This window comes from Pseudomonas sp. NPDC086581, from assembly GCF_044746165.1.
Lineage (GTDB): Bacteria > Pseudomonadota > Gammaproteobacteria > Pseudomonadales > Pseudomonadaceae > Pseudomonas.
Genome location: NZ_JBIVBR010000002.1, coordinates 161,260 through 184,443 on the forward strand (window position 1 = coordinate 161,260; position 23,184 = coordinate 184,443).

Annotated in this window: 22 protein-coding genes; 13 read left to right on the forward strand and 9 right to left on the reverse strand. The window is 65.1% G+C overall.

What is annotated here, in order from left to right; genetic code table 11:
- Positions 1-41 precede the first annotated feature (41 nt).
- Positions 42-1,472, forward strand: a complete 1,431-nt coding sequence (gene arnT / locus ACIPK7_RS04905) for a lipid IV(A) 4-amino-4-deoxy-L-arabinosyltransferase (protein WP_401086893.1) — start codon at positions 42-44, stop codon at positions 1,470-1,472.
- A 141-nt stretch (positions 1,473-1,613) separates the two neighbouring features.
- Here arnT and dapA read toward each other — a convergent pair whose 3' ends face one another.
- Entirely contained in the window at positions 1,614-2,480 is an 867-nt protein-coding gene (gene dapA / locus ACIPK7_RS04910) for a 4-hydroxy-tetrahydrodipicolinate synthase (RefSeq protein WP_401085886.1), read from the reverse strand.
- A 341-nt stretch (positions 2,481-2,821) separates the two neighbouring features.
- Positions 2,822-3,775 carry a serine O-acetyltransferase EpsC gene (gene epsC, locus ACIPK7_RS04915; RefSeq protein WP_401085888.1) on the reverse strand — a complete coding sequence of 318 codons (954 nt, stop codon included), beginning with the start codon at positions 3,773-3,775 and terminating at the stop codon, positions 2,822-2,824.
- Between the two features lie 379 nt (positions 3,776-4,154).
- Here epsC and ssuD point away from each other — a divergent pair, with 379 nt between their 5' ends.
- Together ssuD and ACIPK7_RS04925 are read left to right on the forward strand one after the other, a co-directional pair.
- Entirely contained in the window at positions 4,155-5,297 is a 1,143-nt protein-coding gene (ssuD, locus tag ACIPK7_RS04920; protein WP_401085891.1) for an FMNH2-dependent alkanesulfonate monooxygenase, read from the forward strand.
- A 111-nt stretch (positions 5,298-5,408) separates the two neighbouring features.
- Positions 5,409-5,627 carry a hypothetical protein gene (locus ACIPK7_RS04925; RefSeq protein ID WP_401085894.1) on the forward strand — a complete coding sequence of 73 codons (219 nt, stop codon included), beginning with the start codon at positions 5,409-5,411 and terminating at the stop codon, positions 5,625-5,627.
- 9 nt (positions 5,628-5,636) lie between these two features.
- On the opposite strand, the gene ACIPK7_RS04930 is transcribed toward ACIPK7_RS04925, so the two are convergent.
- Both ACIPK7_RS04930 and ACIPK7_RS04935 read right to left on the reverse strand, forming a co-directional pair.
- Positions 5,637-5,882 (reverse strand): hypothetical protein, encoded by a 246-nt coding sequence (locus ACIPK7_RS04930; protein ID WP_192431345.1) that lies wholly within the window; start codon positions 5,880-5,882, stop codon positions 5,637-5,639.
- Between the two features lie 94 nt (positions 5,883-5,976).
- A complete protein-coding gene (locus ACIPK7_RS04935) occupies positions 5,977-6,216 on the reverse strand; it encodes a hypothetical protein (RefSeq protein ID WP_192431344.1) in 240 nt (79 codons plus the stop codon).
- 263 nt (positions 6,217-6,479) lie between these two features.
- On the opposite strand from ACIPK7_RS04935, the gene ACIPK7_RS04940 reads away from it, so the two are divergent.
- A complete protein-coding gene (locus ACIPK7_RS04940; protein WP_401085896.1) occupies positions 6,480-6,662 on the forward strand; it encodes a hypothetical protein in 183 nt (60 codons plus the stop codon).
- Positions 6,663-6,668: 6 nt separating this feature from the next.
- Here the strand turns inward: ACIPK7_RS04940 and ACIPK7_RS04945 are convergent, their stop codons facing one another.
- A complete protein-coding gene (locus ACIPK7_RS04945) occupies positions 6,669-6,956 on the reverse strand; it encodes a hypothetical protein (RefSeq protein WP_192431343.1) in 288 nt (95 codons plus the stop codon).
- Between the two features lie 285 nt (positions 6,957-7,241).
- On the opposite strand from ACIPK7_RS04945, the gene ACIPK7_RS04950 reads away from it, so the two are divergent.
- The gene (locus ACIPK7_RS04950; RefSeq protein WP_192431342.1) at positions 7,242-7,409 is read left to right on the forward strand and encodes a general stress protein; all 168 of its coding nucleotides are present in this window, start codon (positions 7,242-7,244) and stop codon (positions 7,407-7,409) included.
- A gap of 125 nt (positions 7,410-7,534) precedes the next feature.
- Here the strand turns inward: ACIPK7_RS04950 and ACIPK7_RS04955 are convergent, their stop codons facing one another.
- The 3 genes from ACIPK7_RS04955 to ACIPK7_RS04965 all read right to left on the reverse strand — a co-directional run bounded on the left by ACIPK7_RS04955 (position 7,535) and on the right by ACIPK7_RS04965 (position 11,096).
- Positions 7,535-7,708, reverse strand: a complete 174-nt coding sequence (locus tag ACIPK7_RS04955) for a hypothetical protein (protein WP_192431341.1) — start codon at positions 7,706-7,708, stop codon at positions 7,535-7,537.
- Between the two features lie 61 nt (positions 7,709-7,769).
- Complete coding sequence (locus ACIPK7_RS04960; RefSeq protein WP_192431340.1) at positions 7,770-8,162, reverse strand: response regulator; 393 nt, start codon at positions 8,160-8,162, stop codon at positions 7,770-7,772.
- Between the two features lie 384 nt (positions 8,163-8,546).
- A complete protein-coding gene (locus ACIPK7_RS04965; RefSeq protein WP_192431339.1) occupies positions 8,547-11,096 on the reverse strand; it encodes an EAL domain-containing protein in 2,550 nt (849 codons plus the stop codon).
- Positions 11,097-11,256: 160 nt separating this feature from the next.
- Between ACIPK7_RS04965 and ACIPK7_RS04970 the strand changes: the two genes are divergently transcribed.
- Genes ACIPK7_RS04970 through ACIPK7_RS04985 form a run of 4 tightly spaced genes read left to right on the forward strand, consistent with a single transcriptional unit; the run spans position 11,257 to position 15,611 of the window.
- Positions 11,257-11,763 (forward strand): (2Fe-2S)-binding protein, encoded by a 507-nt coding sequence (locus ACIPK7_RS04970; RefSeq protein WP_192431338.1) that lies wholly within the window; start codon positions 11,257-11,259, stop codon positions 11,761-11,763.
- Positions 11,760-12,746: a xanthine dehydrogenase family protein subunit M gene (locus ACIPK7_RS04975; protein ID WP_192431337.1), complete on the forward strand. Its 987-nt coding sequence runs from the start codon at positions 11,760-11,762 to the stop codon at positions 12,744-12,746. The genes ACIPK7_RS04970 and ACIPK7_RS04975 overlap by 4 nt, the downstream gene beginning before the upstream one ends.
- Positions 12,743-14,950: a xanthine dehydrogenase family protein molybdopterin-binding subunit gene (locus ACIPK7_RS04980; protein WP_401085903.1), complete on the forward strand. Its 2,208-nt coding sequence runs from the start codon at positions 12,743-12,745 to the stop codon at positions 14,948-14,950. Before ACIPK7_RS04975 ends, ACIPK7_RS04980 begins: the two co-directional genes overlap by 4 nt.
- A 19-nt stretch (positions 14,951-14,969) precedes the next feature.
- Entirely contained in the window at positions 14,970-15,611 is a 642-nt protein-coding gene (locus ACIPK7_RS04985; RefSeq protein WP_401085906.1) for a phosphoribosyltransferase, read from the forward strand.
- 58 nt (positions 15,612-15,669) lie between these two features.
- On the opposite strand, the gene ACIPK7_RS04990 is transcribed toward ACIPK7_RS04985, so the two are convergent.
- The gene (locus ACIPK7_RS04990) at positions 15,670-16,710 is read right to left on the reverse strand and encodes a LacI family DNA-binding transcriptional regulator (RefSeq protein ID WP_192431334.1); all 1,041 of its coding nucleotides are present in this window, start codon (positions 16,708-16,710) and stop codon (positions 15,670-15,672) included.
- A 232-nt stretch (positions 16,711-16,942) separates the two neighbouring features.
- Here ACIPK7_RS04990 and ACIPK7_RS04995 point away from each other — a divergent pair, with 232 nt between their 5' ends.
- The 4 genes from ACIPK7_RS04995 to ACIPK7_RS05010 all read left to right on the forward strand — a co-directional run bounded on the left by ACIPK7_RS04995 (position 16,943) and on the right by ACIPK7_RS05010 (position 22,649).
- A complete protein-coding gene (locus tag ACIPK7_RS04995) occupies positions 16,943-19,201 on the forward strand; it encodes a TonB-dependent receptor (RefSeq protein WP_401085908.1) in 2,259 nt (752 codons plus the stop codon).
- 100 nt (positions 19,202-19,301) lie between these two features.
- Positions 19,302-20,624: an LLM class flavin-dependent oxidoreductase gene (locus tag ACIPK7_RS05000; RefSeq protein ID WP_401085910.1), complete on the forward strand. Its 1,323-nt coding sequence runs from the start codon at positions 19,302-19,304 to the stop codon at positions 20,622-20,624.
- A 47-nt stretch (positions 20,625-20,671) separates the two neighbouring features.
- Positions 20,672-21,715 (forward strand): L-glyceraldehyde 3-phosphate reductase, encoded by a 1,044-nt coding sequence (mgrA, locus tag ACIPK7_RS05005; RefSeq protein WP_401085912.1) that lies wholly within the window; start codon positions 20,672-20,674, stop codon positions 21,713-21,715.
- Complete coding sequence (locus tag ACIPK7_RS05010; RefSeq protein ID WP_401085914.1) at positions 21,699-22,649, forward strand: sulfonate ABC transporter substrate-binding protein; 951 nt, start codon at positions 21,699-21,701, stop codon at positions 22,647-22,649. Before mgrA ends, ACIPK7_RS05010 begins: the two co-directional genes overlap by 17 nt.
- Positions 22,650-23,184 lie beyond the last annotated feature (535 nt).

A 23,184-nucleotide genomic window follows, 5' to 3' on the forward strand; every position in this document is an offset into this window, starting at 1 on the left:
TAGGTGGGCAGCTACTTTTTCAACAGAATCGGCTGATAGCCATCGGCCAGGCGATCTTCGGCGACAACCTGTTCGGTGCTCGCATCGCCTCCGCCGCGACAACCGCCGCTACCCTGGGCTTGATATCCCTGCTGGCCCGCCGCTTGTGGAACGACCCCTGGAAAACCTGGACGGCGTGCCTGCTCTATATGAGTTACGGCCTGGCCGCCGGACAGGCGGGTTACGCCAACATCGATCCCCAGCTCACTCTCTGGATCACGCTCAGCCTGGCCTCGGCCTGGCATGCGCTGGAGGGCGAAAATCCGCGCGAGCGCTGGACGGGCTGGTGCCTGCTGGGCGTGGCCTGCGCCATGGGCTTCATGACCAAGGGTTTCCTGGCCTGGCTGCTGCCGGTAATCGTGGTGATGCCCTACGCGATTCTGCAACAGCGCTGGCGCGAACTGCTCAAGGGCGGACCGCTGGCAATTCTGCTGGCCGTCTTGCTCAGCCTGCCCTGGGCGCTTGCGGTGCATCAGCGCGAAGCGGATTTCTGGCAGTTCTTCTTCTGGAACGAACACATCCGCCGCTTCGCCGGCACCAAGGCGCAGCACGCCGCGCCCTTCTGGTTCTTCGTGCCGATGCTGTTCGCTGGTGCCCTGCCCTGGGCCCTGCTGGTGGCGCCCAGCCTACGGCGCGCCTGGCGCGAGAAAAAGGAGCGGCGCAGTGCCTTCCTCTCCCTCTGGTTTGCCATGCCTTTCCTGTTCTTCAGCCTCAGCAAGGGCAAGCTGCCGACCTACATACTGCCGTGCTTCGTGCCGTTGGCCCTGTTGATGGCCAACACCCTGGTCGACAAGCTTCGGCAAAGGGATGTGTTCGCACTCAGCGGCAACGGGTTGTTCAACCTGGTCACGGGCTGCCTGGCCTTGCTCTGCCTGCTGATCGTGCAGGTCGTGCATCCGATTTATATCGGCCAACCTCTGCAGCTGACGCTGGCAGTGCTGGTCTGCACAGCATGGGCCGCCTGTGGCTTCGCCCAATGGATGCGCCCGACGCGGCACTGGTTCGCGCCGGCCCTGGGGTTGTGGGTGCTGATCGCCCTGCTGCCGGCGGCGATGCCGTTGTCCGTGGTCGATAACAAGATGCCCGACCAGTTTATCGCCCGGCATCTGAGCGAACTGAAGGGCTCGAAGAGTCTCCTGAGCAATGAACTGGGGGCCGCGTCGGCACTGGCGTGGCGACTCGATCGCAGCGACGTGACGCTGCTCGATGTGCAGGGTGAGCTGCAGTACGGCCTGTCCTATGCCGACGCCGAGGATCGCAAGGTCACTTCGGAGGCTGTCGGACGCTGGCTGGCCGAGCGCTCACAGAAAGGCCCGGTCGGGATAGTCCTGGATCTGTCCGGCAAGTCCGGGGGCGCGGCACCCTCCTGGATTCCGCCGGGTGCCGACGTGTTCCGGGAAAACAACCTGCTGATCGTCATTACCCGGCCCTGACGGCTCAAAGCACCCATGGCACGGGGCTTTCAGACGTATATCGGCATGAAATCATGGAAGTCAGCGTAACGCGTTACCATTTCTCGACATCATTTAAGGTAACGCGTTACAGGACGTTTCCGCGCTGGAGCCCCGCAGCGCCTAGTCGGCCAGATCCGCCAGAACGACCTTCAGGCGCTCCAGGATTGCCGGCGTGCACGCCTGCATCGGCTCTCGTACTTCATTGGCGATCAAACCCTGCAGGGCCAGCGCGCCTTTCACCGCCGCAGGATTCGGCTCGGCAAAGGCAGCCTGCATCCAGGGCAGGAGTCGGTAGAAAGTGCGGCGCGCGGCGGTCACATCTCCCTGTCCCATCTCCCGGTGCATCTGCACATAGAGATCGGCGCGAACGTGGGATGACGCCGAAATTGCCCCGGCACCGCCCAGGCAGAGGTTAGTGAATATCTGCAGGTCTTCCCCGGTGAGTACCGCGACCTGGCCGTCGGCGATCAGCGCCAGGGTCGTTTCCACATCCCCCGCGCAATCCTTGATCGCTATGATGTTCGGGTGGCGCACGATGCGGCGCAGCGTCTCGCGCTCGATGCGCACGCCAGTGCGGTACGGGATGTCGTAGAGCACGACCGGGACACTGGCGGCGTCGGCAACGGTGCGGAAAAAGGCTTCCAGCCCAGCCTGGGACGGTCGGATGTAGTACGGCGCCGGCACCAGCACGCCCGCCAGCGGACGGCGCTGGATGTCCTGCAGGAAGGCCAGCAGTTCACGCTGATTGTTGCCCGCCAGCCCCATGATCACCTGCTGCGCGGGCACCCACTGCAAAACGGCGTCGAGCACTTCGAGCTGCTCTTCATGGCTCAGCGCGGCAGCCTCGCCCGTGGTGCCGCAAACCACGAAGCCCGCGACGCCCTGTTCCAGCAGCTGCGCCACCACCCCCTGCAGCGCCGGGTAATCGACTGCGCCATCACGAAAGGGTGTGACCAGCGCCACCCAGATCCCACGAAAATTCGACATGCAAAAACTCCTGTTGGCTGACCGTCGGGTCGCCGTCAGGGAGGGTGCGGGAATCAAGCGGGAGGGAGGTTCGACCTTGCGCCTTGTGTCCTGTCAGCCCATCTGACGGGACAGCGCCCCGGTCAAATGAGCGACTGTTTCTTCGATTTCTTCGCAACGACAACGCACGCGCAGGCCCGGGCAAGGAAGCCCGAAGCGAAAAGCGAGTGGTTGAAGATGGAAAACATGAAAGCTCTCTTATCCAAGATAAGGTTGCGTGAAATGTCTGACCGATACTGCTGAAGGAACGGGAGAGCTGTCAACTCCCCCGCTTCGCTTTGCGTGTCCGCAGGCGTTGCTGATCAATCCTTTCCGCAGCGGCTCTCATCGTGCTGCAGGCTGGCCTGGCTCACCTGACTGCCCGGCGGAACACTGCGGGTCAGCCAGACATTGCCGCCAATGGTCGAGCCCTTGCCGATGGTCACGCGGCCGAGAATGGTGGCACCAGCGTAGATCACCACTTCGTCTTCGACGATCGGGTGACGCGGCTCGCCCTTGTGCAGCTGGCCCGTTTCGTCGGAGGTAAAGCGCTTCGCGCCCAGGGTCACCGCCTGATAGATGCGTACCTGTTTACCGATGATCGCGGTTTCTCCGATCACCACGCCGGTGCCATGGTCGATGAAGAAACTGCTGCCGATCTGCGCGCCTGGGTGGATGTCGATGCCAGTCGCCGAGTGCGCGAGCTCCGAGATGATTCGCGCCAGCAGCGGCAGACCGGCGTTGTAAAGGTGATGCGCAAGACGGTGGTGAATAATCGCCACTACGCCCGGATAGCACAGCAGGACCTCGTCCACGCTGCGCGCAGCCGGGTCGCCCTGGTACGCCGCAAGCACGTCGGCATCGAGCAGCCTGCGCATCTCCGGCAGCGCGCGTGCGAAATCGCGAACCAGCACCACCGCGTGTTCATCGATTCGGCTGTCCACCACATCACCGCGCTGCCGCGCGCTATAGCGCAACTCCAGACGGGCCTGTACCAGCAGTGCATTGAGCGCGGCGTCCAGGGTGTGGCCGACGAAGAAGTCCTCGCTCTCTTCACGCAGATCGTTGGGACCTAGACGCATAGGGAACAGCGCGCTGGCCAGGCGTTCCACCACTTCCTCGACGGACTGCCGCGAAGGCAGCTCGCGACCGCCCTGCTCCGGGTGCCGGCCCGTTCGGCTGCGCCATTCACTGCGTGCGCCACGCAGGTCCTCGACGATCTGCGCCAGTTGCCAGTTCACTGGGCCATTCTCGTTCAGTCGGTTGGCGTCGTTCATCGCTTGCTGTGTTCCTTGATCCACGGGGGCTTTCAATCACGATTGCCTATCCTGATCGGTCGCGCCGCGCAGGACAAATCGCCGGAAGGCATAACCTAATGCCTTTTTCGCAGCACGACATGTTTGCCGAGCAACAGCGAATCAACAGTGCTGTTGCCGCGCAAACACTTTCTTACCTTCAGATGCCCGAAAACTGCTGTCTCCCGCTCTGGCACAGGCCTTGCTGCCGAGCATTGCCCGCCAGGATGCCGCCCTCTGCTTGCTGCCTGACCAAGCGCACCGACAAAGACGGCTGCCGGGCCCGAATTCCAATGAAGACTTGCCACGCGTGCACCGACGGGGCTGCGCCCCATTTCGACGATGGCAACGAGGACACTCCATGAGTCTCGATATTTTCTGGTTCCTGCCAACCTCCGGCGACACGCGCTATCTGGGGCATTTCAGCAGCGGTCGCCCGGCCACCAACGAGTACATGCGGCAGATCGCAGTCGCCGCCGACCAACTCGGCTATGACGGCCTGTTGATCCCAACCGGCAGCAGTTGCCTCGATCCGTGGGTGACCGCCGCCAGCCTGGTGCCGGTGACCCAACGCATCAAGCTGCTGGTGGCTCTGCGCACTTCGCTGGGCAACCCGACCGCCTCGGCGCGCCAGGCGGCGACCCTCGACCAGGCCAGTGGTGGCCGCCTGCTGCTGAATGTCGTCCCCGGTGGCGACAGTACCGAACTGGAGGCTGACGGCGTTTTCCTCAGTCATGACGAGCGCTACGCCGCTTCCGACGAATTCCTGACCATCTGGCGCCGCCTGCTGACAGGTGAAACCGTGGACTTCGCAGGCGCACATCTGAAGGTCAACGGCGCGCAGAACTTCTTTCCGCCCGTGCAGAAGCCCTATCCGCCGCTGTACTTCGGCGGCTCTTCCCCCGCAGCCCACGACCTGGCCGCCAAGCACGTGGACGCCTACCTGACCTGGGGCGAGCCGCCCGCCGCCGTGGCCGAGAAGATTGCCGACGTGCGCGAACGCGCTGCGCGCCTGGGACGTACGGTGCGTTTCGGCGTGCGCCTGCATGTCATCGTCCGCGAGACCAACGAGAAAGCCTGGGCCGCCGCGGACGAACTGATCAGCCATCTGGACGACGCCACCATCAGCGCCGCGCAGTCCAACTACGCGAAGATGGATTCTGTCGGCCAGCAGCGTATGGCCGCGCTGCATGGCGGTGATCGCAACAAGCTGGAAGTGGCGCCGAACCTCTGGGCCGGTGTCGGTCTGGTACGCGGTGGCGCCGGCACCGCACTGGTGGGCGACCCGCAGACCGTTGCCGAGCGGCTGCTGGAGTACGCCGCGCTGGGCGTCGACAGCTTCGTGCTGTCGGGTTATCCGCACCTGGAAGAGGCTTATCGTTTCGCTGAGCTGGTGTTCCCGCTGCTGCCCGGCAAGGGGCGCGTGACGATCGACGGCGTGCTCACCGGCGGCGCCTTCGACGTGCGCGCCGGGCGCGAGAAATCGAGCGAAGCCGCCGCTTGAGGCCCAACCCAGAGCGGGCGGCCGATGGCCAGCATTGCCCCTGAATAATCTGGGGCTATTATTCTCACAGCCCATACTGCAGGTCGGCTCTGCCAAGGAAGCAGAACGACCATGCAGTGGCTGATCGAGTATCGATTCAATGGCGAGGACCGCCATCTGCTCATGCGAGCGCGAACCATCCCTCACATCAAGGCCATCGCCTTCTCCGTCTATGTTCGTGAATTCCCCGAGCAGCCACGACCGTTGCACGCCAACGCCGAGGTTGAATCGTGGCTGTGCGCCTGCGGCATCACCATCACTGACGTACGTCTCGCCTGCGCGCAGGCCTGAGGCAGCTTCCTAGTCGCCAGCGCCCATGGCGCGAAAGGAAACGTCCTGTACGTTGTGCGCTTCCACGTGGCGCCGGATGGTGTGGTAACGCTTCTGAAACCCGCGCAGGTCGTGGGTCGGGATGTGCAGGTGGCGCGCCACATGGCTCCACGCCCGCGCCTCGCTCATGGCGTCGTCCTCGGCCTCGAATTCGAACTCCCGCCCCTCTCTCACAAAGCTGACGTGGTAACGCTTTGTCAGGGATTCGTCCTGCATGGAGCCTCCGGGTTTCTGGCTGTGGTTCAAGCACTGACCCGGCGCCGGCGCCGGTGGTTCAAAGAGACTGCTGGCCAGGCTATCGGCAAGCAGCTCAGTCCATTACGACCAGGGTGATCGTGCCGCTTTCGGCAGGGGCATGGTGCAGGACAAGGTCGATTCGGTGGGCAGCGTGAAGCAGGGTTTCGGCGTCGTGTTCCAGCAACAGCGCGGCCGCCATCAGCGCGGTTGCCGTATCGGCAGTGCTGGCCTTGAGTGCAGCCTCACGCAGCACCTGAACGACGCAGGTCTCGTTGAAAGCCGAGGCCATCAGTACCTTTCGCAGTCGTTCCACGTCAGCCTCCCGTCCTTGTGAATGCGTGCCTGTGGGTGTGCATTGCAGGAATAGCCCGGTTTTGTCTTGCTCATCGTGCCAGCCGACGATTGGCGAGGCTTGCAGCGGTAGCTATGATAAGTAACGCGTTACCACAAGGTCGCATGAATAACAGTAACGCGTTACTCCACTACCAGGGAACCCCGATGAAAGACGCCAAGGACAGAGCCACCCGCGACGCCTTCGAAGCACCGCGCAAAGGACGGCCTCGCAAGGAAGGCGCCATGACCAACGCCGAGAAACAGGCCGCATATCGAAAACGCCGGGCGGAGTCCGGTGGTGGCGCGGTGATGCTCAACAACGAGGAAATCTGGCTGATCTGCCATGCCCTGGACGGCAAGGTCTGGGACGCCGACGCTGAGCAGCGGCAGAAGCTTATCGCCCGGTTGCGCAAAAGGGTCGTCTGAAAAGCCTTACATCAGACCGCAGATCAGTTCCATGCCAAGGTCCCTCACCTGTCGATCCGTGCGCAGCTCACGTCCGTGAATACCGATCACGTTGGTTCGTGGCGTGGAGGTGTAGCGACTCTGGAGACTGATCAGATAGCGGCCATCTTCCTGGCGGTCGCAGGTGAAGTCGAACAGTGGGTAACTCCTGTGAAGGAGGTCGGCGACGTCGTGACAGCTTGGCGGGTTCATCAGCTTCTCCTGCATTTCTGCGCCCATCTTGCGCCGCTGCGCCAGGAATGAAACCGCAGCCATTGGCCACTACCGCCGGCGCCGCTTTCGTTGCTGAACCTGCAAAGGTCAAGGATTTGAGCGGCTTGAACCAGGTGCAACAGCAATTCTCCGGCATCGCCAATAAACCACCCCGGACCGACGGCAAGACTTTACATATAACGGCTTTTCGTCGGAGCCATGACGGATCGTTCTGAAAAAGGGTCGAACCCGCCTGCGCAATATGTCTCGGATGAAGGGAGTGCACGACATTCGCCTGTCCAATTCTTACGGACATTTCCCACGCACATTGCCCACGGAGTAGTTCTCATGGCCGAACATAGAGGCGGTAAAGGCAACTTTGCAGAAGACCCCCAGCGTGCTTCCGAAGCCGGCAGAAAAGGCGGTCAACACAGTGGCGGCAACTTCAAGAATGATCCGGCTCGCGCATCCGACGCGGGCCGCAAGGGAGGTCAGCGCAGCCAAGGCGGCCACTGATCGCCGAGTTGGCGAGGCGCATCGGCACTCGCCGGCTCACCGCACATCGTTGATTCCCCGCAATAACGAAAACGACGCCGAAGGTTCGGCGCCGTTTTTCATGGAGTGCCATGCCAACAGTCTGGTCACTGAGTGCAGAGCACCTCGCTCACCTGGATATCCGAGCGCGAATCGCGCCCGACCGGGCCATGCAGCGCACGGACGAACTTCTGTGCCTGCTCGCGACTCAGGCTTTCCTGTCGCAGCACAGTGCTCATGGGTTGGCCGTTGCGGCTATAACGGATCAGGTATGCATGCATGGTGCTTCCTCCCCGGTTAAGACGGCCATTCCGCTGATCGGACGGCCTTTGGCGCAAGAGTCTAGTTCAGCATCCACGGTTGTACGGGCGGGCTGAGCAACGTGCGCTGAATGGCGCCTTGCAGTTCGTCAAGGTCCGCCGACTTTGGCAGCACGGGGTACGGTGCGCCCTCCTCGCCTTTCTCCGCCCAGGGCGAGAGCACCAGCACGCGCATGCGCGGCCGTAGCGGAAGGCAGGCTTCGATCAGCGCGGCTCCGGACAACGGCCCGGTGAGTTGTTCGTCGATCAGGAACAGATCGATGACCGAGGACGACACCAGGTGTTCGATGGCTTCTTCTTCACTGAGGGCGCTGAGCACCGCATGCCCCTGGCCGAGCAGATGATCTTCCAGTCGCTGGAGTTGCTCGGGCCTTTCCTCGAGGACCAGCACCATCTTGCTGTCGAGTGTTTGCATATCGTGCTCTCCCTTTTCGAGTGCGGGCTTTCGGAGTCGATCATGCAGCAAGTTCCGCGCCTGTCTGGCACTGATGGCCAGAGGCCCGGCGCAGAGCTGTTCGCGGGCAGGGTGATCGCACGGTGCTAGCAGCAGAAAGCCCGAATGAGGGGTTTGGCTCGATGCAGAATGCCCGGTCGGAGCGGGCTGATTTCCGGGCAAGGCATTGCCAAGCTTGACGGAACATATGCCCTCAACTGAAACGGTCTATCGCCACGAGTTGCTTGGCGCGACAGCGCAGGCTGTCAGGGTAAAGGCACTTTCCAGATTTTCCCCTGGTCCCTTTTCGACGGGGCCTTTTTTATCCTGCCGATACAATCTTCCGTGCCTTCCACACTGTGCGCCCTAACCCGCCGCTGGCGGCGTTTTCACCAGCAGGCGAGCCAGGCTTTTCCGGTCAACCGCTTCGCTGAACAGGAATCCTTGCACTTCGCCGCATTGCTCGTCTTCGAGGATGCGCAGCTGATCTTGGGTTTCCACCCCTTCGGCGGTGACGGCGAGGTTCAGCGCCCTGCCCAGCCCGATGATGGCCTGGACGATGGAGCGGTCTCGGCCGGTGGTATCGAGGGTGGCGACGAAGCGGCGGTCGATCTTGATGCTGTCGAACGGGTAGGCGCGAAGGTAGCCCAGGGACGAGTAACCCGTGCCGAAGTCGTCCATGTTCAGCTTCACCCCTAGTTCCTTGAGCGCCTGCATGGTCAGCAACGCGCCTTCCACGTCGCCCAGCATGGTGTTCTCGGTGACCTCCAACTCCAGCCGTTCGGCAGCCAGCCCGGAATCCACCAGCGCCCCCTTCACCTGGCTGACGATGTCCGCGTGGGTGAACTGACTGGGCGAGATGTTCACCGACACCAGCATCGATTCGGGCCAGCCGGCGGCTTCGCGACAAGCCTCGCGCAAGACCCACTCGCCGATATCGACGATCAGGTCACTCTCTTCCGCCAGCTTGATGAACTCATCCGGCCCCACCAGCCCGCGCGCAGGGTGATTCCAGCGCAGCAGCGCTTCGGCGGAGACGATCGCGAGGTCGCCAACCCGGTAGCGCGGCTGGTAGTAAAGCTCCAACTGCCCCTCGCGAAGGGCTTCGCGCAGTTCGGTCTCGCTGCGTTTGCGCGCCTTCAGTTGCAGGTCCATGTGCTCGGAATAGAAGCGCCAGGCGTTGCGTCCGGCGGTCTTGGCCTCGTACATCGCCACGTCCGCACAGCGCAGCAGGTTCTGGGCATCGCCATGGGCGTCGCCCGAAAGCACGATGCCGATGCTGGTGCCGATGTGCAGGAGGTTGCCGTTGTATTCGATGGGCTGATTGATGATGTCCACCAGGCGCCGGCAGAAAGCCTCGGCGTCAGCGCGCCCCTGGGACTGACTGTCGACGATGACGAATTCGTCGCCACCCAGGCGCGCCACCAGGTCCTCGCCGCGAATCGAGTCGCGCAGGCGCTCGGCAACTATCTGCAGCACGGCATCGCCCGCCGGGTGGCCGAGCGTGTCGTTGATGGGTTTGAAGCGATCCAGGTCTAGCATCAGCACCGCCAGCTGTTCCTCGCGACCGCTGCCCAGCAGGTCATCCATGAAGCTGGCGAGCTTGGCGCGGTTGGGCAGCCCGGTCAGGGCATCGTGAAGCGACAGGTGCTGGATGCGCGCGTGGGCCTCGACCTCATGGGTGATGTCCGCGCTGGTACCGCGATAACCGAGCCCGCCCGCCCCGGAGGCGGTGAACTTGCAGATGCGCCGCAGCCCGTGGGCGTCTCGGAACCCGCAGGTCAGGGTGGTGGAATGGCCTTGCTGGGGGACTTTCTCCAGCCAGGCGACCAGGCTCGTCGTGTCGCAGGTGATCAGATCGTCAATGCGTCGGCCCAGCCAGTCGTTGATGCGGTAGCCGGTGAGAGTTTCGAAGCGCGCGGAAAGATAGCTAAGGCGGAAGTTCTCGTCGATTTCCCAGATCCAGTCGGAACTCGCCTCGGCGATTGCCTTGAAGCGCTGCTCGCTGGTCTCCAGCGCCTGGTTGCTGGCCTTCAGGCTGCGCTGGTAATGATCCACCACCCGGGCATTGGCCATGGAGGCGCGAACCAGCCAGACCAGGAAAACCAACAGCAGCAGTACCACCACCGCCCAGCTGCCGGCCAGGCGCTGCAGCATGTCGCTGCCGGGCGTGGGTGTGTGCCAGCTCAGTTCGAAGCCCGAATTACCCAGGCTGACGGCACTGCCGTCGCTGATCCGCGCGTCGTCGGCGCGTACCTCCAGTACGGCCAGGCCGAAATCCCGCGCCACTTTCTGAAGTTTGGCGGGGGTGAGCCGGTCGACGAAGATCATCAACGGACCGTCCAGAGGCGGGTCGGCTCGGGTCGGTCGGACCAGCGCAGCGGTGGCAATGGCTGGCTGACCGCCCAGGGTCACGTAACGCGTTACCACCGCATCATGCCGCGCGGCCTCCGTGGCGGCTTCGCGCAGTTCATCGAGGTTCACCGGCATCTCGCCGGCGCAGTGACTGCGAGTCGGCTGGCCGTCGAGCATCACGTACTCCTCGCCCGCCTGGTTGAGTACGCAGACCAGTTCGTACTCGTTGGCGGTGTACAGCAGCGGGCCGACGTTGTCCTCGCGGTAGGCCCAGTCGGTGTTGAGCGGCGGATTGAGGTAGCGGTAGGCATCGTTCCAGAAGGCGTAGGTGCGGATCAGCGATTCAGATGCGGCGATGCGGTTCTGCAATGCCTTGCCAGCGTAGAAGCGCGTTTGCTCGCGAGCCATCTGGTCCTGCAGCGAGGCAATGCGCCCCATCACCGCGCCGCTTACTCCCAGCGCCCCGATCAGTATCAGGATGAACAGCGTCAGGTGCCAGGTGACGGTGCGCTGGGCGGATATCTCGCGTGGCGCGGCGTGCCGGGTGACGTGGGTATTCATCGGCGTCTCTTCTGGGAGGACTTACCACTAGGAGTAACGGGGCGGGCCGATGTTCAAACCGAAGGAGCGACGGCGCGCCGACCGTTCGCGCGGAATTTCCGAACCATCGGCCATCCCCTCACTCACAGCCCAGGCAAGCCACCCATCCTTTGGAGGCTCCATGACTGGGAATCGCGCACCGTCCATGGCGGCACAGAGTATTCGCCTGATCCTCAACGGCGAGGAACGGCAGCTTCAGGTGCTGCCCTGGACCACCACCCTCGACCTGCTGCGCGAGCAGCTGCAACTCACCGGCAGCAAGAAAGGCTGCGATCACGGCCAGTGCGGCGCCTGCACGGTGCTGCTGGACGGCCGCCGGGTTAACGCCTGCCTGTTGTTGGCCGTGATGCTCGGCGGCCACCGGCTGACCACCATCGAGGGCCTGGCTCGCGATGACGAACTGCATCCGATGCAAGCCGCATTCATCCGCCACGACGCCTTCCAGTGCGGTTACTGCACGCCAGGGCAGATCTGCTCGGCGGTCGCCCTGGCCAGGGAACCGGTGCCCCACGACCGCGACGACCTGCGCGAGCGCATGAGCGGCAATCTCTGCCGTTGCGGTGCCTACCCGAACATCCTCGACGCCATCGAGGATGCCCTGCCCGCCAGCCGCCTGGAGGACCTATGACTCCCTTCGCCTACAGCCGCCCCGCCGGTATCGACGAGGCCGTGGCACTGGCCGGCCCGCGCAGCCGCTTCATCGCCGGCGGCACCAACCTCGTGGACCTGATGAAGGAAGGGGTGGAACGCCCCGAGCGGCTGATCGACATCAACGCCCTGCCCCTGCGCGAACTGCGTGACACGGAGGCCGGCGGCCTCTACGTCGGCGCCTTGGTGGACAACGCCACGCTCGCTGCCAGCCCGCAGGTGGTCGAGCGCTACCCGCTGATCAGCCGCGCCATTCTCGCCGGCGCCTCGCCGCAGCTGCGCAACATGGCCAGCACCGGCGGCAACCTGCTGCAGCGCACCCGCTGCCACTACTTCTACGACCGCGCCGTTCCCTGCAACAAGCGCGAGCCCGGCAGCGGCTGCCCGGCGAAGGACGGCCTGAATCGCCAGCACGCCATCCTCGGCGCCAGCGAGCAGTGCGTGGCGGTGCATCCGTCCGACCTGTGCGTGGCACTGGCCGCGCTGAATGCCGTGGTCCACGTGCGCGGCCCGCAGGCGCAGCGCTGCCTGTCCTTCGAGCAGTTCCACCGTCTGCCCGGCAGCCGCCCGCAGGAGGACAACATCCTCGCCGACGACGAGCTGGTGCTGGGCATCGAACTGCCCGGCGAAGGCTTTGCGCAGCACTGCGCCTACCTCAAGGTGCGTGATCGCGCCTCCTATGCATTCGCGCTGGTGTCGGTGGCGGTTGGCCTGCTGCTCGACGGCGACGGGCGCATCGCCCAGGTCAACATCGCCCTGGGCGGCGTGGCGCACAAACCCTGGCGCGATGCCGAGGCGGAGGACCTGTTGCTGGGCAACCCTCCCGAGACGACGCACTTCCAGCGCTGCGCCGAGCACTTTCTGCGCAAGGCCAAACCGCTGAGCGACAACGCCTTCAAGGTGGAACTGGCGCGGCGCAGCATCGTCCGCACGCTGCAGCAGGCAGCCGGAGGTGCGCAATGAACAGCCCACTGCCCCGCCCCATCGGCATGCCGCTGGATCGCGTCGACGGCCCGCTGAAAGTCACCGGCGCCGCGCGCTACGCCGCCGAGTACCTCGCAGATGGCCTGCTGCATGGCGCGGTGGTCAGCAGCAGCATCACCCGTGGCCGCATCCTCGCCATCGACAGCCAGGCCGCCAGCGCCGTGCCCGGCGTGCAGCTGGTGATGACGCACCTGAACCGGCCGCCGCTGGCCGCCGATGACGACAGCTATGAAGACCAGGATTCCGCCGACGGCTCCTCCTTCCGCCCGCTGTTCAACGACCGCGTGCTGTACAACGGCCAGCCGGTGGCGCTGGTCGTGGCGGACAACCTGGAGGCCGCCCGGCATGCCGCCGCGCTGGTGCAGGTCGAGTACGAGTCGCAGCCTCACTCCACCGATCTGCGCAAGAACCAGGCAGAAGCCATTCCCGCACCTGCCGAGCTGCCGGGGCCGCGCGGTGATGCCGATGGTGTGCTGTGTAGCGCGCCGGTACGCATCGAGGCCGAATACGAGCTGCCGGTGGAGCACCACAATCCCATGGAGCCGCACGCTTCCACGGTGATCGTCCAGAGCGACGGCAGCCTGCTGGTGCACGACAAGACCCAGGGCGCGCAGAACAGCCAGAGCTATCTGTGCCACGTGCTAAAGCTTGCGCCCTCGCAGGTCCGGGTGCAGGCGGCCTTCGTCGGTGGAGCCTTCGGTTCCGGTCTGCGCCCTCAGTACCAGTTGCCGCTGGCGGCCATGGCAGCGCTCAAGCTGAAACGCTCGGTACGTGTCGTGCTGACCCGCCAGCAACATTTCACCTTCGGTTACCGCCCGCGCACCGTCCAGCGCCTGACGCTAGGCGCGGATGAAACCGGACGGCTGCTGGGCCTGGTGCACCAGGTGACGGGGCAGACCTCGCGCTTCGAGCAGTTCACCGCGCATGTCGCGGAGTGGTCGGGGATGCTCTATCGCTGCGACAACGTTCGTCTCACTTATCGACTGGTGCCACTGGACGTCTACACACCGCTGGATATGCGCGCTCCCGGTGCTGCAGAGGGGGTCCATGCGCTGGAATGCGCGATGGACGAACTGGCCTGGGCCGCCGGGATCAATCCGCTGCACCTGCGCCTGATCAACTTTACCGACACCAACCAGAACCTCGGCAAGCCCTATTCCAGCAAGGCGCTGCGCGACTGTTACAGCGAGGGTGCTCGGCAGTTCGGCTGGCCGGCGCAAATGCCCGCACCCGGCACCTTGCGCGAAGGCGACCAGCGCATCGGCTTCGGCATGGCCACTGGCGTTTGGGAGGCGTTGCAGATGTCCGCCAGCGCCAGCGCCGCCCTGGCAGCCGACGGCGGCGTGGTGGTCGCCAGCGCCACCACCGACATTGGCACCGGCACCTACACCGCCATGACCCAGATCGCCGCCGAAACCCTCGGCCTGCCGCCGGAGAAGGTGCGCTTCGTGCTGGGTGATTCCTCATTGCCGCAGGCACCGCTGCAGGGCGGCTCATTCACCGTGTCGTCGGTGGGCAGCGCGGTGCGCGACGCCTGCCTGGCGCTGCGGCAGAACCTGCTGGATGCGGCGCGACAGCTGCCCTGCGGCCCCTTCCAGCATTTCTCCGACGGCCAGGTGCAGTGCCGCGACGGCCAATTGCAGGCGAAGACCGCCGAGCACCGTGTCAGCTTCACCGAACTGTTCCAGCGCTACGGCAGCTTGCAGGTCAGCGCTACTGCGCACCCGTCGCCCCTGCGCCAACGCTACGCCACGGCAACCCACTCGGCGGTGTTCGTCGAGGTCGCGGTAGACGAAGCGCTGGGCACGGTGCGCGTGCGCCGCGTGGTCAGTGCCATCGCGGCGGGCCGGGTGGTCAACCCGAAAACCGCGCGCAACCAGATCCTCGGCGGTGTGGTCTGGGGTGTGAGCATGGCGCTGCACGAGGCCAGCCTGATGGATCATCGCCTGGGGCGCTTCATGAACCACAATCTCGCCGAATACCACCTTCCAGTGCAGGCGGATATCGGCGATATCCGGGTGCTGTTCGTCGACGAGCCGGATGCCGTGGTCAACCCGCTGGGCTCCAAGGGCGTGGGCGAAATCGGCATTGTCGGCGTGGCGGCAGCGGTCGCCAACGCCGTCTACCATGCAACCGGTAAACGCATCCGCGAGCTGCCCATCACCCTGGACAAGTTGCTGTGACTCGCGAAAGGAGGGTCAGATGCCCAGTCCGCGCTATACCAACCGTCGCCACGCCGGAATCGCCCTGGCGATGGTCCTGCGCGACATGCCCCTGGTCGCCCCGCTGATCCTTGCCCTGCCCCGTGGCGGCGTACCCGTTGCCAAGGAGATCGCCCGCATCCTCGGTGCCCCGCTGGACGTGCTGCTGGTGCGTAAGATCGGCGCGCCGGGCAACGAGGAGTTCGCCCTTGGCGCCATCGTTGACGGCCCCGAACCGAACTGGGTGGTGGACGAGCAGATGATCGAGCGCTTCGACCCGCCGCCGGAATGGTTCGAGCAGCAGGTGCTGGAGCAGATCCGCGAGCTGGAGCGCCGCCGCGTCCTCTACCGCGGCGTGAGGGCCCCGGCGCAGCTGGAGGACCGCGACCTGATCGTGGTCGACGACGGGCTGGCCACCGGTAGCAGCATGCGCGCCGCGCTCAAGTGCCTGCGTGCACAGCATCCGCACAAGGTGGTGCTCGCCGTGCCGGTGGGGCCGGCGGAAACGGTGCAGAAGCTACGCGATGAGGTGGATGCGCTGGTCTGCCTGGACACCCCATCGCCGTTTCGCGCGGTGGGCGACCATTACCGCGATTTCCATCAGCTCAGCGACCAGGAAGTGATCGACCTGCTGACGAAGTAACCCAGCCCGTGTGGCTTTTTTGTAGGAGCGAGCTTGCTCCTACAGGGGCATCAGGTTATCAGCCGCTCTCGCGCTCCAGCACCCGGCAGCCGAGCAGGTTCAAGCGCTCCACCGCGCCCTCCAGCGGCAACACGCCGATCGACTGCAGCACGCGCAGCGCGGCGATCTCACCGATCTCGCGGGCCGGTGGCTTGATGGTCGATAGGCTCGGCAGCAGCATCGGGGCAAAGGGATAGTCGCCAAAGCCCAACACCGCGCAATCCTCGGGAATCTTCAGCCCGGCGCGCTGGCCGGCAAGCAGGCCGCCGGCGGCGAGGTTGTCGTTGGCGAAGATGATTGCCTCCGGCCGCTGCACTCCTCGCGCCATCAACGCCTCCATGGCCTGCCGACCGGCGTCGAAGGGCGCGCTTTCGGTAGGCACGAACATCCAAGGGGCGCCGCCCAGCTCGCGCAGGGTATCGGCGTAACCATCGCGGCGATCCAGCGCGCTGAAGTCGCCGGGCGCGCTGTTCTGCACGAAGGCGATTCGCCGGTAGCCCTTGCCGTGCAGGTAGCGCACTGCGTCCACGCCAACCTGGTGGTGGGAAAACCCGACCTGGATCGGCGCGCGCCCGGGCTGGTAGTCCCAGACCTCCACCACCGGCATGTCCGCGCCGGCAATCAGCTTCTCGGTTGCGGCACTGTGAAAGTGGCTGGTGAGCACCAGCGCCGCCGGGTTCCAGCCGAGGAAGGCGCGCACGGCGTTTTCTTCCTTGTCCTCGGAAAAGTAGCTGGAAGCCAGCAGCAACTGGTAGCCGTGGGCGGCCAGGGTGTCGCTGAAGGCCTGGATGGTGTCGGCGAAGATCGGCCCGGAAATATTCGGCACCACCATTCCCACTATCCTGCCCCTCGCCGAAGCCAGGCCTCCAGCCACCTGGTTGGGCACGTAGCCCAGCTCCTTCACCGCTGCACCGATGCGCTCGCGCAGGTCGTCCGATAATTGTGCCGGCTGGTTGAAGTAGCGCGACACGCTGATGGCGGAAACGCCTGCGAGTTCGGCGACCGCTGTCAGCGTCACGCGTCCTGCGCCACGGCGTTTGCGGGGTGTCTGGTTGGCCAACGCGGCTCTCCTGCTGCTCGGTGCTGGAATTCTACTTAAGGAATATAAACGTAATTTTTAATTATTTGACGATCTATCTGGCGATTCAGGATACTCACCGATGTTAGCGCTAACAACACAAACTGTCCGCAACGAATCCAGCCACTCGCACGAGCGAGCGCTCGTGACAGTCCCGCAGATAAAGAGCGCCCCGGCACGAACCGAGGGCGGACCAGGGCACGAAGGAGTGGCTATGCAATCGCAACATCGGGGGACGCTCGGCCGTCCGCATTACACTGGTCGGCGCAGCGCGCTGGCCCTGGGCATCGCCAGCGTGATCGGCGCACTGGCCTGCAGCGTGCAGGCAGCCGAAACCGCCAATGGCGACGGCCAATCCGCAGACTCTGCACCGACATTGAAAGCGGTGACCGTTACCGCCACGCGCCGTGAGGAGTCGCTGCAGAAGGTCCCGGTGGCCGTCTCGGTGATCGATGGCGAGCAATTGGAGCGCGACAACCGCAATAACGTGTCGAGCATCGTCCAGCAGGTGCCGACCCTGAACTTCCGCACCGGCGCCTCGAACAAGGACACCTCGCTGTTCGTCCGGGGCGTGGGCACCATCTCCACTTCCCCCGGCGTCGAGCCGAGCGTCTCCACAGTGATCGACGGTGTGGTGCTCGGCCGTCCCGGCCAGGCGACCCTGGACCTGCTCGACGTCGAGCGCATCGAAGTGCTGCGCGGCCCGCAGGGCACGCTGTTCGGCAAGAACGCCTCGGCCGGCGTGCTCAACGTGGTCACCCGCGAGGTACCGGACGAAACCAGCGGCTACATCGACTATTCGCATTTTGGCGGCGGAAACGAGAACCGCACCCGCTTCGGCATCGGCGGCACGCTGATCCCTGGCAAGCTCAAGGCCAGCGTCACCACCCTGCTGGGCAGCTACGACGGCAATGTGGACAACGTCTACAACGGTCATGAGGTGAACGGCTACAACCGCGCTGGCGCGCGCACGAAGTTCGAGCTCACCCCCAACGACGACCTCAAGGTCACCTTGATCGCCGACTACATGCACGGCAACGACGACAGTCCCAGCGGCGTCATCACCAGCACCACCAGCCCGGCCTTCGCCAACGCGCTTCGCCCGGTGACGCCGGACAGCGACAACCGCAAGATCAACAGCGACTACCGCACCCATGTCGATGACACCAACAAGGGCCTGTCGGCGCAGCTGGACTGGAACCTGGGCGACTACACCCTGACCTCCATCAGCGCCTGGCGCGGCTGGGACAACACCCAGTGGCAGGATGGCGACCGCCTCTCCCAGGTCACCGCGAGCATCCCCAGCTCCCACGACAAGGGCGAGCTCAACTACGACCAGTACTCCCAGGAGCTGCGCCTGGCCTCGCCCAAGGGCGAGTTCCTCGAATACGTCGGCGGCCTCTATTACATGCACGCCGTGGACGACGAGACCTATCGCCGCGTGGTGACCTCCACCACCGCGCAGAACACCGGCGTGGCCGACTACGGCACGCGCAGCGACACCTACGCGATCTTCGGCGAGAGCACGCTGAACTTCACCGACGACTTCCGCGGCATCGCCGGCCTGCGCTATACCCACGACGAGCTGGAGTACGACCACCGCCGCCGCTCCACCTCGGCCACGGCGGTAACCGGCATCCAGCCGTCCACCTCCAGCTCCGGCTCCACCGACGAGGACGGCTGGTCCGGCCGCCTGGGCCTGCAGTACGACCTCAGCGAGCAGCTCACCAGCTACCTCACTTACTCGCGCGGCTACAAGGGCCCGGCCTACAACGTGTTCTTCAACATGCAGCCGCGCGACACCGAGGCGCTCAAGCCGGAGACGTCCAACTCCTGGGAAGCGGGCCTGAAGGCCACCGCGCTGGACAATCGCCTGACCGCCAACCTCGCGGTATTCCACACCGTCTACGACAACTACCAGGCGAACTTCTACGACACCGTCGCCGGGCAGGTGGTGACGCGCCTGATCAACGCCGGCAAGGTGAAGACCGAGGGCGCCGAGCTGGACTTCAGCTACCAGGCCACCCGCCAGCTGAAGCTCTCCGGCGCCGTCGCCTACACCAAGGCGCGCATCGACAGCTTCGCCTGCCCGGCCGGCGCGGCGGCGGCATGCAACGTCAATGGCAAGCCGCTGCCCTTCTCGCCGGACTGGAAGAGCTACGTGCGCGCCGACTACAGCATCCCGCTAGACAACGGTCTGGATGTGGAACTGGGCACCGACTACAGCTGGCAGGACAAGGTGCAGTACGACCTCAGCCAGAACCCCGACACCATCCAGGGCGCCTACGGCCTGTGGGGCGCCAGCATCGCCCTGGCCGACTACAACGACGGCTGGCGCGTCGCCCTGCTGGGCAAGAACCTCACCGATAAGTCCTATTCGCCCCTGCTGGCCACCGGCGGCAGCTACGTCTATCGCATGGTGCCGCGCGACGACGGCCGCTACTTCGGCGTCGAGCTGCGCAAGGATTTCTGATCGTTTGCAGCAAGCGGCGCCGGCTCGCCCCGGCGCCGCCGACAACAACACCCACGCCGCCTTGCGTCCAACAACCCGACGGACACACAGGAAAACCGACATGACACGCACCCTTTCCCTTGGCGCCTTCCTCATGGCCACCGGGCACCACGTCTCAGCGTGGCGTCACCCGGACGTGCCGGCCAACGGCGGCCTCGACTTCCGCCTCTACAAGCGCCTGGCGCAGGTGGCCGAAGCGGCGAAGTTTGACGCCGTCTTCGTCGCCGACAGCGTTGCCGCGCCCACCGGCGACATCGCCAGCCGCATGGCACGCTCTGATCACTTCGAGCCGCTGACCCTGCTCTCGGCACTGGCGGCCGTGACCGAGCGCATCGGCCTGATCGGCACCGTGACCACCAGCTACAACGAGCCGTACCACGTGGCGCGCAAGTTCGCCTCGCTCGACCACATCTCCGAAGGGCGTGCGGGCTGGAACCTGGTGACCTCCGACGCCGCCGCCGAGGCGTTGAACTTCAACCGCCAGGAACACTTCGGCCACGCCGAGCGCTATGCCCGCGCGCGGGAATTCCACGAAGTGGTCACCGGCCTGTGGGACAGCTGGGGAGACGACGCCTTCACTCGCGACAAGGCCAGCGGGCAGTACTACGACCCGGCCAAGCTGCATGTACTGAACCACGAGGGCGAACACTTCCGCGTGCAGGGCCCGCTGAACGTCGCGCGCTCGCCACAGGGCCGCCCAGTGATCGTCCAGGCTGGCAGTTCCGAGGCCGGCCGCGAGCTGGCCGCGCAGACTGCCGAAGTGGTATTCACCGCGCAGACCTCGCTGGCCGCCGCCCGCGACTTCTACAACGACCTGAAAGGCCGCCTGCCGCGCTTCGGCCGCAGCGCGGATGAGCTGCGCATCATGCCCGGTGTGTTCGTGGTGGTCGGCCAGAGCCAGGCCGAGGCGCAGGAGAAGTTCGAGGAGTTTCAGGAGCTGGTGGAACCGCAGGTCGGCGTCGCGCTGCTGTCGCGCATGCTCGGCAACTTCGACCTCTCCGCCTACCCCCTGGATGGCCCGTTGCCCGAGCTACCGCTCACTGACAGCGGACAGCGCAGCCGCCAACTGCTGCTCACCGAACTGGCCGGGCGCGAGAACCTCACCCTTGCCCAGTTGGGCCGGCGCATCGCTGGCGGTCGCGGGCACTACAGCCTGATCGGCACGCCGGCGCAGATCGCCGACGAGCTCCAGGCCTGGTTCGAAGGCGCCGCCGCCGACGGCTTCAACGTGCTGGTGCCGCACCTGCCCGGGGGCCTGGAAGACGTGGCCAACTACGTCGTGCCTGAGCTGCAGCGACGCGGAATGTTCCGCCTCGAGTACAGCGGAAGCACCCTGCGCGACCACCTCGGGCTCAAACGCCCAGCCAACCGCTACAGCATCTGACGATTCACCGGCCGCCCCCTCTGCGGCCCGTTTACCAAGGAGTTTTCATGACTTACCGCGCCCACCCCGACCGCTACCAGCGTGTCCCCTACCGCCGCGTCGGCCGTAGCGGGCTGGTGCTGCCCGCCCTCTCCCTGGGCCTGTGGCACAACTTCGGCGACAGCGTACCGCTGGACCGCCAGCGCGCCCTGCTGCGCACCGCCTTCGACCTGGGCATCAACCACTTCGACCTGGCGAACAACTACGGCCCGCCCTATGGCAGCGCCGAGATCAACTTCGGCCGCCTGCTGCGTGAAGAGTTCGCCGCTTACCGCGACGAGCTGGTGATTTCCACCAAGGCCGGCTGGGACATGTGGCCCGGCCCCTACGGCCAGGGCGGCAGCTCCCGCAAGTACCTGCTCTCCAGTCTCGACCAGAGCCTTAAGCGGCTGGGCGTGGATTACGTGGACATCTTCTACTCGCACCGCTTCGACCCGGACACGCCGCTGGAAGAAACCGCCGGCGCGCTGGCCAGCACGGTGCAGCAGGGCAAGGCGCTGTACGTGGGCATCTCATCCTATTCCGCCGGCAAGACCGCCGAACTCGCCGCGCTACTGAAGGAATGGAAGGTGCCGCTGCTGATCCACCAGCCGGCCTACAACCTGTTTAATCGCTGGGTGGAAAAGGACCTGCTGGCTACCACCGACGAACTGGGCGCGGGCGTCATCGCCTTCACCCCACTGGCCCAGGGGCTGCTCACCGACCGTTACCTACACGGCGTACCGGCCGATGCGCGGGTCAACCAGCCGGGCGGCGCTTCGCTGCGGCCGGAGCACCTGTCCGAGGACAATCTGCGCCGTGCCCGCGCACTGAACGAAATCGCCCAGCGCCGCGGCCAGAGCCTGGCGCAACTGGCGCTGGCCTGGGTGCTGCGCGATGCCCGTGTGACCTCCGCGCTGATCGGCGCCAGCCGGCCGGAACAGATCGTCGAGAATGTTGCCGCGCTGGACAACCTCGTGTTCAGCGCCGAGGAGCTTGCGGAGATCGATCGTTACGCCGTGGAAGGCGGGATCAACCTCTGGGAGAAACCTTCCCATGACTGGAAGGATTGAGCCTGTGAGACTGTTCAATCGACTGCTCGCCGCTCTGCTGCTGATTGCGACCGGCACGGCCCAGGCGCAGGACCAGACGCAACTGCGCATCGGCTACCAGAAGGCCTCGGTCAGCCTGGTGCTGGCCAAAGAGCACGGCCTGCTGGAGAAGCACTTCCCGCAGACGCAGATCCAGTGGATCGAATTCCCCGCCGGGCCACAAATGCTCGAAGCATTGAACGTCGGTAGCCTGGATATCGGCTCCACCGGCGACATCCCGCCGATCTTCGCCCAGGCCGCCGGTGCCGACCTGCTCTACGTCGGCGTCGAACCGCCCAAGCCGCAGGCGGAAACCGTGGTGGTGCCCAAGGACAGCCCGATCCGCAGCGTCGCCGATCTCAAGGGCAAGCGCGTGGCATTCCAGAAGGGCTCCAGCTCGCACAACCTGCTGCTGCGCCTGCTGCAGAAGGAAGGTCTGAGCTTCAAGGACATCCAGCCGCTGTACCTGACGCCCGCCGATGCCCGCGCCGCGTTCGAGAGCGGGCGGGTGGATGCCTGGGCGATCTGGGACCCTTGGTATTCGGCGCTGTTGCTGGACGGCCATGCGCGCTTGCTGGCGGACGGCTCGGCAGTCGGCCTGAGCGGGCCGTTCTACCTGTCCAGCCGCGAGTACGCGGGCGCCAACCCGACGTTCATTCACAAGGTACTGGACGCTCTCAACGAAGCCGAGGCGCTGACCCGCAGCGACGAAGCCGGCAGCGTGGCGATCATGGCGCGCGTGACCGGGCTGGCGCCGGCGGTGATCGAGGAAACCTTCAAGCACCGCCCGCCCTCGCCCATTCAGCCGGTGGGTGATGCGGATATCGCCGCGCAGCAGCGCACGGCCGACCTGTTCCTAGCAGAGCGCATCCTGCCGCGCGCGGTGGATATCAGCGCTGCGCGCTGGAAACCCTGAACCAAGGGTATCGGTCACGTAGGAGCAACTGTCTTTCCCCGGAAATTTCGTGCTGTGCTTTCCCCTCCCTCCAGCCCTCTCCCTCAGGGAGAGGGGGCAGATCGTGACGTCTGACGCTGCGGTCTCATCCTGCACCCAACGGTACCCCTCTCCCCTTGGGAGAGGGCTGATCCGAGCGCAGGACTAGACCGTAGGGCGCATAACCCGGAACGGGTTATCCGCCGATTGACTCGTTCCTCGCGGCGGATCGCGCTGGCGCGCTATGCACTCTACGAATCTGGCTCGCGAACAAATCCCGAGCCATGCGGTTCGCGAGCAAGCTCGCTCCTAGAGGGTTGCTCCTGACAGTGGCGGTGCAATCACTGCAAAACGGTTATCTAAATTCTTTCTTTATATTTCTTCAGGTTATTAGCTAGACGAATTCATTCCTTCTCCCCGCCACCGCTGCGCTGCCACACTCGGCACCGCCGGTGGGCCATCCCCGCCGCTCTGGAACGGGCCTTTGACACCCTCGAAGGCGCGTAATCGATCATCA